The following is a 13,762-nucleotide window of genomic DNA, read 5'->3' as shown; positions in this document are numbered from 1 at the left end:
AGCTATTCTTGGGGGTTTTCATGCAGCTTCACGAACTTCTGGCCGGCCTGCCCGACGCGCAGGCGCACGGCCCGACCGATATCGCCCTGAGCGGGCTGGCCTACGATTCGCGCGCAGTGCAGCCCGGCTGCGTGTTTGTGGCGATCAGCGGCTTTCACACCGATGGCCACAGTTTCATTCCGCAGGCGCTGGCGCGTGGCGCGGCTGCCATTGTTGGCGAGCGCGACCCGGCCGAGCTGGCGCTGCCGCCCGGCGTGGCCTATGTGCGCGTGCCGAGCGCCCGCGTGGCGCTGGCCCCACTGGCGGCGGCCTGGTACGGCCACCCTGGCAGTCAGATGCGCGTGGTGGGCATTACCGGCACCGACGGCAAGACCACCACGACCTTCCTGACCAGCGCGGTGCTGGAGGCGGGCGGCCACAGCACGGGAATGATGGGCACCGTCGATTTCAAGATTGCCGGGCGGCAATGGGCCAACGACACGCGCCAGAGCACGCCCGAAGCGCCCGAAGTGCAGGCCATGCTGCGCGAGATGGTGGCGGCCGGCTGCGACTACGCCGTGCTCGAGTCGACTTCGCACGCGCTTTCGGCGCGCTGGAACCGGCTGGGCGGCGCGCAGTTCGACGTGGCGGTGCTCACCAACGTCACGCACGAGCACCTCGACTTCCACGGCTCGGTCGAGCAGTACCGGCGCGACAAGGCGCGGCTGTTTGAGATGCTGGGTGAAGGGACGACCGACGACCGACCAACGACGAACAGCGAGCCGACGCCTCACTCAACACTCAAAACTCAACGCTCAAAACTGGCCATCGTCAACGCCGACGACCCGAACCACCAGATGTTTCTCGACGCCGCGCCAGCCAGCGCCACGCGCCTGACCTATGGCATCGCCAGCCCCGCCGACGTGCGCGCCCACGACGTGCAGGCCAGCCAGCATGGGCTGCGCTTCCGCGTTGCAACGCCCTGGGGCGCGCGCGAACTCAATCTGCGGCTCACAGGCGACTTCAACGTATCGAACGCGCTGGCCGCGCTCACCGTAGGTCTGGCCGAAGGCGTGCCGCTCGATGTCGCCGCGGCCGCGCTGGAAGCGATTCCTGGCGTGCGCGGGCGCATGGAGCGCATTGAGCAGGGCCAGCCCTTCACGGTGCTGGTGGATTACGCGCACACGCCCGGCGCCTTCGAGAAGCTGATGGGCATCGTCCGCCCGCTCACCAGCGGCCAACTGATTGCGGTGTTTGGCAGCGCCGGCGAGCGCGACCGCGAGAAGCGCGCAATTCAGGGCGCGGTGGCGGCGCGCTTCTGCAACCTCGCCGTGCTGACGGATGAAGACCCGCGTTTGGAAGACCGCGAGGCAATCATTGCCGAGATTGCCGCTGGAGTCGAGGCCAATCAGGTCGCTGGCAAGCCCTGCCCCGCGCTCAGCATCCCCGACCGCGCTGCGGCGATTCGCGCCGCCTTTGAGCGCGCGCGGCCCGGCGATATTGTGCTGCTGCTCGGCAAGGGCCACGAGGCCTGCATTATCTACGGCACCGAGAAAGTGCCCTGGGATGAGGCCAGCGCGGCGCGGGATGTGTTACAAGCAATGGGGTACGAAAGTTCACCACAGAGACACTGAGACACGGAGGTTTTGGAGTTATAGGTTTACAGGTTTCACGTTCGCACGTTACTGCCGACTGCCGACTGCCGACTGCCGACCGCCAACCGCCAACTGGAGAAAACGCATGAACCGACGCGCCGCACTGCCGCTGATTGCCATTTCGGTTGCTCTCGCGCTGTTTTTTGGCACGCCCGGCCAGGCGCAAACGGCGCAACGCTGCTTCTCCGAAACGGGCTTCTGCATCGCCGGGCGCATTCGCGCATTCTGGGAGCAGAACGGCGGACTGCCAGTGTTTGGCTACCCGGTGACGACGCAACATGAGGAGCTGATTGAAGGCAAGCCCTTTCAGGTGCAGTGGTTCGAGCGCAACCGCCTGGAGCTGCACCCCGAGAACAAGCCGCCCTACGATGTCTTGCTTGGCCGGCTCGGCGCGGTGCGGCTGGAGCAGCAGGGGCGCGACTGGCTGGGCTTCGCGGCTGTCGCGGTCAAGGCGGGCTGCCGCTACTTCACCGAGACACGGCACGCCGCCTGTGGCGAAATTCTGGCGGCATGGCGCAAAAACGGCCTGGAGTTCGATGGCCGCGCCGGCAAGAGCGAGGCGGAAAATCTGGCGCTGTTTGGCCTGCCACTGAGCGAACCGCAAACCGAAACGCTCAGCGACGGGCGGCAGTACACCGTGCAGTGGTTCGAGCGCGCGCGCTTCGAGCTGCACCCCGAGAACAAGCCGCCCTACAACGTTCTGCTCGGCCTGCTCGGCAACGAGCTGCGCGCCACCCTGGCCCTGCCAACGCCCACGCTCGCGCCCTACCCCGCGCCCGCCGCTCCCACGCCGACCATCGGCAGCTACCCGCCGCCGCTGGGCGATTAAATGCGCGGGTTGCAGGTTGGAATGTTGGAAGGTTCGCAGGTTGGCGGGTTGCAGGTTTGCAGGTTGCGTTGGAGAAGTATTGCATACGCCTGTTGCAAGCCCAATCCCAAAATCCCAGACCCTAAACCCTCATGCGGTCCTGTGCCTTCGTGGTGATCAGCGCTGCCGGTAATACTGGTAGCTTTCGTAGCGCGGCGCGCGCTGTTTCCGGCGGAAAAAGAAGGTCAGAATTAGCCCGGCCACGAAGCCGCCAACATGCGCGCCATACGCCACGCCGCCCGTCATCTCGGCGGCATCGGTCAGCACGGCATAGCCATTCAGTAATTGCCCGCCAAACCACACAATAATCATCAGCCAGGCCGGCACGAAGAATGAGAACAGGAACAAGATCGGGATGGGCAGGATGGCCCGCACCGACGCGCGCGGGTAGAGCAGCAGGTAGGCTGCCAGCACGCCGCTGATCGCGCCCGACGCGCCAATCGAGGGGATGTCGGCGCGTGGCGTCAGGAAGGCTTGCGCCAGCACCGCGCCAACGCCACACAGCAGGTAGAAAATGAGGTAGCCAAAGCTGCCGAAATTATCTTCGACATTATCGCCAAAGATCCACAGAAACAGCATGTTGAAGATAATATGCAGCCAGCCGCCGTGCAGAAACATCGACACCAGCGACTTGAGCAGCACCGGCTGGAGCAGGCTGAGCTGCCCGCCCAGCAGCGCAATCACCTCGGGCGAGCGCACGCCCCAGCGCTCGATAAACGTATCGAGCCGGCCGCCCAGTTGCAGCTCGTAGACAAACACGGCAATGTTCGCCAGCAGCAGCACATAGTTGATGAACACGAAATTACGCGTTGGGTTGCGGTCGCTAATTGGGATCATGTGAGTGTTGAATGCTGAATGTTGAGTGTTGAGTTGTACGAATTTCAACTCAACACTCAACCCTCAGCATTTATAACTGAGAAAAGGCAGCACCCAGTTTTTCCACCAGCTCGTCCACCTGCGCGCGCTCGATGATCAGCGGCGGCAGCAGACGCACCACGTCGTCGCCAGCGGTGGCGATCATCAGGCCGTGCTCATGGGCGATTTCGCGCAGCGCCGCCGCCGAGCCGTCGATCTGGATGCCGCGCATCAGGCCGCGCCCGCGCAATTCGCGCACCTGCGGATGGCTGCTGGCGAAGTCGTGCAGCGCCTCGTCGAGGTAGTCGCTTATGTCGCGCACATGCGCAAGAAACGCCGGGTCGGCAATTTTGTCGAGCACGACTTTCGCCACCGCAGTGACAAACGGCCCGCCACCAAAGGTCGTGCCATGCTCGCCGGCATGTACCACATCAGCCACGGCCTGCGTCATCAGGATCGCGCCGATTGGGAAGCCGCCGCCCAGCGGCTTGGCAACCGTCATGATGTCGGGCGTGATGCCGTAGAACTCGTGCGCCCACAGCGTGCCGGTGCGACCCATTCCGCACTGAATTTCGTCCAGAATCAGCAGTGCGCCAGCTTTATCGGCGGCGGCGCGCAGGCCGCGCAGAAACTCGGGCGTGGCCGTGCTCAGGCCACCCTCGCCCTGCACCGGCTCGACCAGCACGGCGCACACATCGTCGGTGATCGCGGCCTCGGCGGCGGCCAGGTCGTTGAAGGGCGCGAAACGCACGCCCGGCATCACCGGCATAAACGGCTGGCGATACTTTTCGCGGTGCGTCACGGCTACTGCGCCCATGGTGCGGCCATGGAACGAGCCAGAAAACGCCACCACAGTCGTCTTATCTTCGTGGCCGTGCTCGCGGGCGTACTTACGGGCAAACTTGATCGCGCCCTCAATTGCCTCGGCGCCACTGTTCCCAAAAAACACCCGATCGGCAAACGAGCGCTCGGCCAGGCTGGCAGCCAGCTCGGCGGCAGGGCGCGTATGGAACAGGTTCGAGGTGTGAATCAGGCCGTTCGCGTGTTCGGCAATCGTGCGCGCAACGTCGGGGTCGCCGTAGCCAAGCGCATTCACTGCGATTCCGGCAACGAAATCGAGGTAGCGGCGGCCTTCGGTATCGAAAAGGTAGCTGCCCTCGCCGCGCTCAAGCACGAAATCGGGGCGCTGGTAGGTTTGCAGAATAAAGTCGTGGTCGGCGGAAATCACATCCTCGGCGGTCATAGCATTCCTCCGTGGTGGGGCCTGGCGGCGCTTCGCAAAACAGGCGCAAGTATAGCATATTCATCGGGGAGGAACACAGGGACAATTGCGGCATCAGGGCCATGTCAAAATCTCAAAATTCATTCCACAGATGACACAGATTATGCAGATTATGTTCCTCATATCTGTGGAATCTGCGGATAGAACTCGCTCCCATTCCAGCGCTGGCGCGGCCATGCCGCGGCACCGTTCCTGTAACATCCTGCGCGCTCTGGTATACTATGCGCCGCAATGGCTATTGGGAGAACACATGGGAGTCCTGTTTTTTTCGCTCACCGCGTTTGTTTTCACAGCGGCTGGCGGCTTGCTGGCGCTGCGCTTTCGCGATCATCTGCATTTAATTCTGGGCTTTACGGCTGGCGTGCTGCTGGGTGTCGTCAGCTTCGATATTCTGCCGGAGGTGTTTGCGCTCAGCGCCGAGCACGGGCTCGACCCAACACGGGCAATGATTGCGCTGGTGGTGGGCTTTCTGCTGTTTCACAGCGCCGAAAAGCTCACGCTCATCCACCACGCGCAGGAAGAAAACTACGCCGAGCATCACCACCCGCAGGTTGGGCTGATCTCGGCGCTGGCGCTGGTGGGCCATAGCGTGATGGACGGCGTGGGGATTGGACTGGGCTTTCAGGTTTCGAGCACGATTGGCGTGTCAGTGGCGGTGGCGGTGATTGCGCACGACTTCGCCGACGGCCTGAATACCATGAGCCTGATGCTGACCCACCGCAACAGTACGCGCCGCTCGCTGGTGCTGCTGGGGCTGGATGCCGCCGCGCCGCTGCTGGGCGCGCTGTCGACGCTGTTCTTCCAGCTTTCGCCCGGCATTCTCGCGCTCTACCTGGGCTTTTTTGCCGGCTTTCTGCTCTACATCAGCGCGGCCGACATTCTGCCCGAGGCGCATTCGCAGCGCCGCTCGGCGGTGACAATCCTGATGACGGTGCTGGGCGCGCTGTTCATTTTTGTGGTCACGCGCTTCGTCGAGGGGTAGCCGGTCCGAAGCGAGATGTTTTTCACCACCAAGACACCAAGACACCAAGACACCAAGCTATATTGTGTACTTCTTGGTTCTGCACAGCTTTTCGGAACTCGTCGCTGATTATGACGAAGGACGAATGACGAAACACGCTTCGTCATTCGTCCTTCGTCTTTTGTCTGGGCAAACAGAGGATTGGAATGTGCTGATCGATAATCGAAAATCGTCAATCGCCAATCGTAAATGCTCTAACCCTCGCCGCCGACCTCAATGCCCGACATGCGCTCAAGCGCCTTGACCAGCGCGTGGTTGCCTTCCGCGCCCAGGCCCTGCGCCTGCAAGGTGCGGTAAAGCTGGAAGATCAGCGCGGTGCTCGGCAAGGGCGCACCCAGGTCGTCGGCGGCATCCAGCACCAGGCGCAGGTCTTTGGCCTGCAAGTCGATCATAAAGCCCGGCCGCCAGTCGCGCTTGATCAACTGCGGCCCGCGGTTGCTGAGCGTCCAGCTGCCGCCCGCGCCGCCGCTCACCGCCGCCAGGGTTTTCTCCAGATCGACGCCGCCAGCCTGCGCAAACAAGAGCGCCTCCGCCATTGACTGCATCGAGCCGACCACCAAAATCTGATTGACGAGCTTGACCGTCTGGCCCGCGCCAGTGCCGCCGACGTGCGTGATCGTTTTGCCCATGGCCTGAAACACCGGCATGGCGCGCTCGACATCCGCCGCATCGCCGCCAATCATGATGCTCAGTGTGCCCTTGGCCGCGCCCTCGCTGCCGCCGCTCACCGGCGCATCAAGCATATTCACGCCCTTCGCGGCCAGTTTCTCCGCAAACGACTGCGTAGCCTGCGGGCTGATCGTGCTCATGTCGATCACCAGCGCGCCAGCCTGCACGCCCGCGATCACGCCATTCTCGCCCAGCAAAACCGCTTCCACATCGGGCGTATCGCTCACGCAGGTGATGATGATGTCGCACTGGCCGGCCAGCTCGGCCGGGCTCGCGCTGGGCTGCGCGCCGTCGGCGGCCAGCTCGTCCATGCGCGTGGCAGTGCGGTTCCACACACGCAGCGGGAAGCCGGCTTTCAGGAGGTTGCGCGCCATCCCGCGCCCCATAATGCCCAGGCCAATAAAGCCCACTCGCTCGCTCATGCCTTGCTCCTTCTTGTTGTGCAGCGTACCAATTCAGCGGAATGTCGCCACCTTCTGTGCCGGCGACTCTACCATATTTGCGCGCGTGCCGTGCAGACCGGCAAAGCGCCGATCAAACGGTTTTGGCGCGGGCAGAAGCGGCGAGCAGCGCGCCTACAGGCGTGGCCCGGCCCTGCGCCAGCGCCTGCGCAAACGCGGCATCGCCCAGCGCGCCTGCGACACGCGCCCGCAGCGCGGCGGCCATTGCGGCGAAAAACGGGTCAGTTGTGGCGTCCAGCGTTTCGGCGCAGCCCAGCGCGCCAGCAGCTTCCGCGAACCGTGCCGCAGCCACATGGCGCATTGCAACCGCCAGCAGCGCCTCGGCCAGCTCGGTTGGCGGCGCAAGCGACTCGAGATCGTGCAGCCGCGCAGTGTATTCCGCGAGCGCCAGCGGCAGAATCGCATCCGCCGCAGCGACATCGCCGTTCTGGAGCGCCGCAATTGCCAGCCAGATCTGGGCGTTGGGCAGGTTGCGCCAGTGGTTCAGCTCGTCGGTCAGGTGCGCGCATTCGGCCAGGGTTGCGGCGGCGAAGGCGGGCGTTTGCGCGTAGCACTGCGCCACGCCCAGGCGCAGCAGCCAGTCGGCCAGCGCAATCGGGGCGTGCTGGGCGCGCGCCAGCGCCACGCTCTCGGCAAACAGCGCGTGGGCGCGCTCCAATGCGCCATCGAGCAGCGCCAGCCGCCCGAGGTTGCCAAGCGGGTAGATCGCCAGCGCGTGGTCACCCAGAGCGCGGGCAAGGGCCAGGCTTTCGTCGTACGCGGCATGCGCCTGCGCCTGCGCGTCCGCGTCGCGCAGAAAATCGCCATACAGCATCAGCGTGCGTGCCAGCAGCGGGCGATTCTGCGCTTGCCGCCCCGCAGCAAGCGCGGCCAGAAAGTGGCGCTCGCGCGCCGCATGATCAGTGGCCAGCAGGCCACCGTGCATCTCGGCCAGCGCGATGGTGTTTGGGTCGCCGGTTTGGAGCGCGCGCCCGTGGCCTTCTTCGGCATAGGGCTGCGCTTCAGCAGCGTGGCCCGTGCGCGCAAGCAAGGTCGCCAGCGCGACCAGCGCCACCGCGTAGCCGCGTGTGTCGTCGGGTGGCGCTTCTTGCACGGCGCGCAGCAAGAGGTTGCGCCCGTCGTCCCACGAGCCGCGATTCATCCAGTAATCGAACAAGGGCTGTGCCGCCGACCACAGCGCGGCCCACTCGCCTGCGCGCAGCGCCCACAGCCAGGCGGCCCTGATGTTGTCGTACTCGCGCTCGATTGCATCCTGCCCGGCATCGCGCCCTGCCAGCGCAAGGTAGTAGCCGGCGTGCGCCCGCTGCGCTTCCTGAGCTAGGCCTGACGCCGCAAGCTGCGCGGCGGCGTAGTGGCGCGCAAGCGCGTGCAGGTCGTAGCAGTCGCCGCCCTCGGCGCGCACCAGCGAGGCATCCACCAGCTCAAGCAGCGCGGGCAGGTCTGCGCCCGCAACCGCCAGGGCGGCATCGCTGGTGAAACTGCCGCGCAGCACGGCCAGCCGCATAAACGGTGTGCGGCGCGGCTCGGGCAGCAGCGCCCACGATTGGTCGAACAGTGCCTGCAGGCTGCGGTGGCGCTCGGGGATGTTGCGCAGGCGAGCGGGCAGCGGCGGCAGCCCGGCGCGAAGCTGGGCGGCAATCTGCGCGGGCGTTATGAACTGCGCCCAGCCGGCCGCAAGCTCGAGCGCCAGCGGAAGCCCCTCTACCAGACGGCAAATTTCCGCGACCGTAGCGCCGTCCAGCGGCACATCGCCACCCGCCTGCCGCGCTCGCTCGCTAAACAGCGCGATGGCGGCTTCGTCGGGCGGCAAGCCTTCAAGCGGCAGCACCCATTCTTCCTGAAGGTTGAGCCGCTCACGCGACGTGACCAGCAAGGCCACGCCCGGCGCGGCGGCCAGCAGCTCGCTCAGCAGCGCCAGCACGCCCGCGTCGCGCGCCAGATGCTCAACCGTATCGAGCAGCAGCAAGAGGTGGCGGCGGCGCAATGCGCGCAGCAAATGCCCGGCCGCATCACCGCCGACGGGCGGCAGGCCAAGCCGGCGCAGCACCGCCGCCGCCACGCCCGCCGCATCTTCGGCCCCGGCCAGCGGCACCACGCACACGCCCTCGGCGTAGGCGGGCGCGAGCGCGGCAGCCGCTTCAAGCGCAAGCCGGGTTTTGCCAACCCCGCCCAGCCCGGTCAGCGTCAGCAGGCGGCAGTTCTCTTGAAGCAGCCGCGCCTCGATAGTGCGCAGCTCGCTGGCGCGGCCCACAAAACTGGTGGCCGGGCGCAAGGGCGCAGCCAGCGGCAGCGCGGCAGGGGCGAGAATTGGCGCGGCGGCCAGCGGCAGCGTATCGACGGCGCGCTGCTGCTGCGCCACCAGCAAAAAGCGGGCGCGCTGATCATCGGTAATAGCGAGGCAGGCCGCCAGGCGCTCGGCCATCTGCGCCGAAGGGCGGCGCTCATCGGCTTCAATTTTCTTGATCGTCGCCACCGCGCAGCCAACGCATTCGGCCAGGGCGCGCTGCGTCAGGTCGAGCGCGCGGCGCTGACGGCGCACCCAGTAGCCAAACGATGTTGTGGTTTCGTCCATCGCATTCCTGTGGGCTGGCCGCAGCAGTCGCCTTCCTGTATCCCAAAGGGCGACCCGGCGCGACCCCGGTTCTGGTTCAATGCGAGTATAGCACGCCAGCATCGTGCTCGCGCAATCAGTACAGGAGGAACATTCATGGCTCTCTATCGCCATTTCACCAGCCAGGAAGCGCTCAACGCCGAATACGACGTTGGGCGGTCGGTCAACAATTTTCCCGCCATCATCGATTTCTACATGCGCGAAAGCGCCCGCGTGCGCGAAGACCTGCCCAGCGATCTTGATGTGCCGTATGGCCCAACCCGCGCCGAGCATCTCGACATCTTTCGCGCCGAGCAACCAGCCGCGCCTATTCTGATCTTTTTTCATGGCGGCTACTGGCGCTCGCTGTCGAGCAAAGAATACAACCTCGTGGCGCGCGGCCCGGTGTCGGCGGGCGTGACCACGCTGCTGGTCAACTACGCGCTGTGCCCGGATGTCACCATCGAGGAGATTGTGCGCCAGGCCCGCGCCGCCGTTGCCTGGGCCTACCGCAACGCCGCGAGCTTTGGCGGCGACCGCAATCGCATCTATGTTGCGGGGCATTCGGCCGGCGGGCACCTGGCCGCAATGGCCATGCAAACCGATTGGGAAGCCGACTACGGGCTGCCTGCCGACGTCATCAAGGGCGGCTGCGTGGTGAGCGGCCTGTTCGACCTCGCGCCGCTGCCCTACACCTTTGTGCAGCAGTCGCTCCAGCTCACCTGGCGCGAAGTGCTGCGCAACAGCCCGATCCTGCACCTGCCCGACCGGGCCGCGCCGCTGCTGGTTTCGTATGGCGGGCACGAGCCGGGCGAGTTCCGCCGCCAGTCCGACGCCTTTCTGGAGGCGTGGCAGGCGAAAGGGCTCGACGGCACATTTATTCCCCAGCCCGAGCGCCACCACTTCAATGCCATCGCGGATTTCATGGACGCGACAAGCCCGCTGTGCAGCGCGCTGCTGCGCATGATGCGGGTGGTGCGCTAGTGCGCTTTCAGCGCAGGGGTTAGGGAATAGGGAATAGGGTTTGGTTATTACAATGCGGAAATTCTTTCCTGATTTCCCCACCCCTTTCTCCCAATGCACTAGATTGCGAAAATTCACCACCAAGACACCAAGGTTTGATGGAAATTGGCATCTGTCCGACTTCCCCGAGCAAAGACACAGATGACTGTGGCTGCTGCTCCGCATTCTCTGCGTTCGTCTGCATCCAAAACAACTCGAATTGTGAATTGTACAGAAATTTTCCAATCCTATTCTTCGTGCCTTCGTGTCTTGGTGGTTAAGGGCTTTTCGGCTGCACGGCGCGGAGCGTTTTCGGGTACAATCTGCGGCGATGATCGCAAGCCGGAAATTTGTGTTGCCACGCGCCCTTGAAGCGCCGCTTGGCCGTGTCGCGCTGCTGTGCCTGCTGGCGGCGGGCGTGTTTTGTGCCGCGCTGGCGCTGCTCATGCGCCCGTCCGCGCCATTGCTGGCGGCAGGAACGGGCATGTACCAGGCCGAAAACACGCTGCGCTGGACGGGATCGCAGGCTGATTTCCCGCTCGCGCCGCACAGCGGGCCAACCGTGGTTGATCTGGCGCTGCAATTTTCGAGCTGGCCCGGCCGCGATTCTGCGCAGGTGTGGCTGGAAAGCGATGCCGGCGCGCTGGGCGAATACCGCGTCACCCCGCAGCGCCAGCACCTCACGATCCTGCTGCCGCCCGGCGCAAGCTCGCTGCGCCTGCGCTCGACGCTCGGCCAGCCGCCCGGCGACTGGCGCTGGCTGGGCGTGCAGGTCTTGTCGATTGCGGCGCGGCCTTCTGGCCTGCCCACCCGCGCAATCGGCCTGGCGCTGCTGTGCGCGCTGGCGAGCCTGCCGCTGGCCTGGGTTGGCGCATGGGCCATGCGGCGCGGCTATGGGCTGCTCGTGCCGCTCACGCTGCTTGGGCTGGCGCTGCGGCTCGCCTGGCTTGGCGACGCGCCGCCGCTCATGCACCGCGACGAAACCGTGAGCCTGGTCGATGCATGGCACCTCGCGCACACCGCCCACGATCACCTCGGCCACTTCCTGCCCATCGCCGCCTTCGAGGGCTTTGGCGACTGGATTTCGCCGCTGCTGACCTACCTGCTGCTGCCGTGGGTCGCGCTGTTCGGGCCGCAGCCGCTGGTGGCGCGCGTGGTGGTGGCGGTGTTTGGCGCGCTGGCCGTGCCGGCGCTGTACGGCCTGGGCCGCGAGTTGCGGCTGCCGGGCGCGGCATGGGGCGCGGCACTGGTGGCGGCGCTCTCGCCCTGGCAGGTCTTTCTCAGCCGCGTCGCCATTCCGCCCGCGCTGGTGCCAACGGTGGTCGCGCTGTGCCTGTGGGCCGGCGCGCGCCTGATCATCTATGGCCGCCGTCGCGACGCTTTCTGGCTGGCGGCTGCTGCTGGCCCGGCGCTCTACGCCTACCCAACGCTGAAAATGGCTGTGCCGCTGCTGGTGCTGGCCGCCGTGGCGCTGGCCGCCCTGCGCCACGGGCCGCGCGCGCTGCTGGGCTGGTTCTTGCCCGCCGCGCTGCTGGCGCTGCTGTGGCTGCCGTTCGCGCTCAGCACGCTGTTCAACCCAAGCAGCAGCGCGCGCCTGCAGCTCGTCGCGCTCCACGCCGACACGCCCGGCCAGTGGCTGACGCTCTGGTGGGCGAACTACCGCGTCTACTTCCAGCCCGATTTTTACTATGGCAGCGGCGGGCTGCGCAAAATCGTGCAGGGCGTGCAGCGGCACGGGCTGGCCCTCGCCGCCGAAGGCGTGGCGCTGATCGGCCTGCTGGGCTTGCTGCTGCCCGCGCCTGAGCCGCGCCCGGCGGTGCCGCGCCACGTTTGGCTGTTTCTGCTGCTGGCGCTGCTGATCGCGCCGCTGCCCGCCAGCCTGACCAGCGGCAACCCGCACGCTTTTCGCGCGTCGGCGCTGGCGCCAGTGTACGCCGCGCTGGTTGGGCTGGGGCTGGCCGGCTGGTGGCGCGCGCTTGGCCGCCTGCCCGCCCCCGCGCCGGCCTGGGCGCGCGCAATCGGCGCGGCGGCGCTGTGCCTTGTGCTGGCCGGGCAGGCGGGCGCGTGGTTCACGGCCCTGCGCACAGAACACCGCGCCGAAGCCGAATCGACATGGTTTTATGCCGACAAAGAGCTGGCAGCAATGCAGCGCGTGGTTGCGCTGGCCCCGCGCTACCAGCAGGTTTGGTTCGACACACGCACAATCGGCCGGCCCTACATTTTCCTGCTGGATGCCGACCCAATGCCCGCCGCCGAGGCCGAAGCCGCCATTCGCGTCCAGCGCGACCCGCCGCAGATCAACAATATCACCGAGATCGGGCGCTACCACTTTGGCGACTTTGTGCATATGCAGGTGCCAGAAACGCTGCCCACCATCGAAGCGCTGCCCACCAGCAGCGGCCTGCCCGGCTACCTGGCCCAGGAATGGCAGCACAACGGCCAGCGCTGGCTGGTGGTGCGCGGCATGCCCACGGCGCTCGCCGCCCCGCCCGACGACAGCACGCCCTAGCGGCGCATAGCGCATTGCAAACGCGCAAATTGGACGAAAGCCGTCCGGCGTGGTAGCATGCGGGCTGCGTTCGGAAAGAGTTGGTGCGACGATGGACCAGCACGCGATTGCACGCGCAACACAGCTTCTCCACCACGCCACGCGCATTGCCGCGCTGACGGGGGCAGGCATCAGCCGGCCGTCGGGCATCCCCGATTTTCGCAGCGATGCGGGCCTGTGGCGGGCCGATGACCCAATGGAAGTTGCGTCGCTGCGCGGCTTTCGGGCCGACCCGCAGCGCTTTTTCCGCTGGGTGCGCCCGCTGCTCGACACAATTGCGGTGGCGCAGCCCAACCCGGCGCACCAGGCCCTGGCGCGGCTCGAACAGCATGGCAAACATGTTGCCGTCGTCACGCAAAATATCGACGGGCTGCATCAGCGCGCTGGCTCGCGCGAAGTGCTTGAGCTGCACGGCCACCTGCGCAGCGCCATCTGCCTGGAATGCGAACAGCAGGTGCCAGCAAGCGCGGTGCTGCCCCGCGTGCGGAAGGGAGCCATCCCGCGCTGCAGCTGTGGCGGGGTGCTGAAGCCCAACGTCGTCCTGTTCGACGAAATGCTGCCGCGCGGGATCTACTGGCTGGCCGAGCGCGCCGCCCGCACCTGCGACGTGATGATCATCGCCGGCACGGCATTGGAAGTTGCGCCCGCCTGCGAGCTGCCGCTGACCGCGCTCGACCATGGCGGGAAGCTGATTATTATCAACCAGGGCTGCACCTACCTCGACGCCCACGCCGACGTGGTGCTGCACGAGGATGTGGCCGAGGCGCTGCCCGCTCTGCTGGCAAATCTGGCCGCGCCAAACCAGCGCATCGTGGGCGGCTAGGCCGCCAAT

The 13,762-nt window shown here is 66.1% G+C and carries 10 protein-coding genes; 6 read left to right on the top strand and 4 right to left on the bottom strand.

Going from position 1 to position 13,762, the window contains the following annotated elements; genetic code table 11:
- Window positions 1–20: 20 nt before the first annotated feature.
- Both M1P90_RS32465 and M1P90_RS32460 read left to right on the top strand, forming a co-directional pair.
- A complete protein-coding gene (locus M1P90_RS32465; RefSeq protein WP_483699980.1) occupies window positions 21–1,613 on the top strand; it encodes a UDP-N-acetylmuramoyl-L-alanyl-D-glutamate--2,6-diaminopimelate ligase in 1,593 nt (530 codons plus the stop codon).
- Window positions 1,614–1,719: 106 nt separating this feature from the next.
- Window positions 1,720–2,463, top strand: a complete 744-nt coding sequence (locus M1P90_RS32460) for a hypothetical protein (protein WP_483699978.1) — start codon at window positions 1,720–1,722, stop codon at window positions 2,461–2,463.
- Between the two features lie 156 nt (window positions 2,464–2,619).
- Here M1P90_RS32460 and M1P90_RS32455 read toward each other — a convergent pair whose 3' ends face one another.
- Entirely contained in the window at window positions 2,620–3,339 is a 720-nt protein-coding gene (locus M1P90_RS32455; RefSeq protein ID WP_483699977.1) for a rhomboid family intramembrane serine protease, read from the bottom strand.
- Between the two features lie 70 nt (window positions 3,340–3,409).
- Window positions 3,410–4,600, bottom strand: a complete 1,191-nt coding sequence (locus tag M1P90_RS32450; RefSeq protein ID WP_483699976.1) for an aspartate aminotransferase family protein — start codon at window positions 4,598–4,600, stop codon at window positions 3,410–3,412.
- Window positions 4,601–4,889: 289 nt separating this feature from the next.
- Between M1P90_RS32450 and M1P90_RS32445 the strand changes: the two genes are divergently transcribed.
- Complete coding sequence (locus tag M1P90_RS32445) at window positions 4,890–5,621, top strand: ZIP family metal transporter (RefSeq protein ID WP_483699974.1); 732 nt, start codon at window positions 4,890–4,892, stop codon at window positions 5,619–5,621.
- A 233-nt stretch (window positions 5,622–5,854) separates the two neighbouring features.
- On the opposite strand, the gene M1P90_RS32440 is transcribed toward M1P90_RS32445, so the two are convergent.
- Together M1P90_RS32440 and M1P90_RS32435 are read right to left on the bottom strand one after the other, a co-directional pair.
- Window positions 5,855–6,751 (bottom strand): NAD(P)-dependent oxidoreductase, encoded by an 897-nt coding sequence (locus M1P90_RS32440; protein ID WP_483699972.1) that lies wholly within the window; start codon window positions 6,749–6,751, stop codon window positions 5,855–5,857.
- A gap of 112 nt (window positions 6,752–6,863) precedes the next feature.
- On the bottom strand, window positions 6,864–9,362 hold the full coding sequence (locus M1P90_RS32435) for an ATP-binding protein (RefSeq protein ID WP_483699970.1): 2,499 nt from the start codon (window positions 9,360–9,362) through the stop codon (window positions 6,864–6,866).
- Between the two features lie 135 nt (window positions 9,363–9,497).
- On the opposite strand from M1P90_RS32435, the gene M1P90_RS32430 reads away from it, so the two are divergent.
- The 3 genes from M1P90_RS32430 (at window position 9,498) to M1P90_RS32420 (ending at window position 13,753) form a co-directional block, all read left to right on the top strand.
- Window positions 9,498–10,364: an alpha/beta hydrolase gene (locus M1P90_RS32430; protein ID WP_483699969.1), complete on the top strand. Its 867-nt coding sequence runs from the start codon at window positions 9,498–9,500 to the stop codon at window positions 10,362–10,364.
- Window positions 10,365–10,737: 373 nt separating this feature from the next.
- Complete coding sequence (locus tag M1P90_RS32425) at window positions 10,738–12,891, top strand: hypothetical protein (RefSeq protein ID WP_483699968.1); 2,154 nt, start codon at window positions 10,738–10,740, stop codon at window positions 12,889–12,891.
- Window positions 12,892–12,982: 91 nt separating this feature from the next.
- Window positions 12,983–13,753: an SIR2 family NAD-dependent protein deacylase gene (locus M1P90_RS32420; protein ID WP_483699967.1), complete on the top strand. Its 771-nt coding sequence runs from the start codon at window positions 12,983–12,985 to the stop codon at window positions 13,751–13,753.
- Window positions 13,754–13,762: the final 9 nt, after the last annotated feature.

Source organism: Kouleothrix sp. 19917, from assembly GCF_057073505.1.
The sequence above is the reverse complement of the archived record's forward strand: the minus strand, read 5'-3'. Positions and strand labels throughout refer to the sequence as shown.

What these genes read in the sequence shown, in the direction of transcription:
- M1P90_RS32465 (WP_483699980.1), top strand. Translation starts at nt 21, where the DNA reads ATGCAGCTTCACGAACTTCTGGCCGGCCTGCCCGACGCGCAGGCGCAC.
- M1P90_RS32460 (WP_483699978.1), top strand. Translation starts at nt 1,720, where the DNA reads ATGAACCGACGCGCCGCACTGCCGCTGATTGCCATTTCGGTTGCTCTC.
- M1P90_RS32455 (WP_483699977.1), bottom strand. Translation starts at nt 3,339, where the DNA reads ATGATCCCAATTAGCGACCGCAACCCAACGCGTAATTTCGTGTTCATC.
- M1P90_RS32450 (WP_483699976.1), bottom strand. Translation starts at nt 4,600, where the DNA reads ATGACCGCCGAGGATGTGATTTCCGCCGACCACGACTTTATTCTGCAA.
- M1P90_RS32445 (WP_483699974.1), top strand. Translation starts at nt 4,890, where the DNA reads ATGGGAGTCCTGTTTTTTTCGCTCACCGCGTTTGTTTTCACAGCGGCT.
- M1P90_RS32440 (WP_483699972.1), bottom strand. Translation starts at nt 6,751, where the DNA reads ATGAGCGAGCGAGTGGGCTTTATTGGCCTGGGCATTATGGGGCGCGGG.
- M1P90_RS32435 (WP_483699970.1), bottom strand. Translation starts at nt 9,362, where the DNA reads ATGGACGAAACCACAACATCGTTTGGCTACTGGGTGCGCCGTCAGCGC.
- M1P90_RS32430 (WP_483699969.1), top strand. Translation starts at nt 9,498, where the DNA reads ATGGCTCTCTATCGCCATTTCACCAGCCAGGAAGCGCTCAACGCCGAA.
- M1P90_RS32420 (WP_483699967.1), top strand. Translation starts at nt 12,983, where the DNA reads ATGGACCAGCACGCGATTGCACGCGCAACACAGCTTCTCCACCACGCC.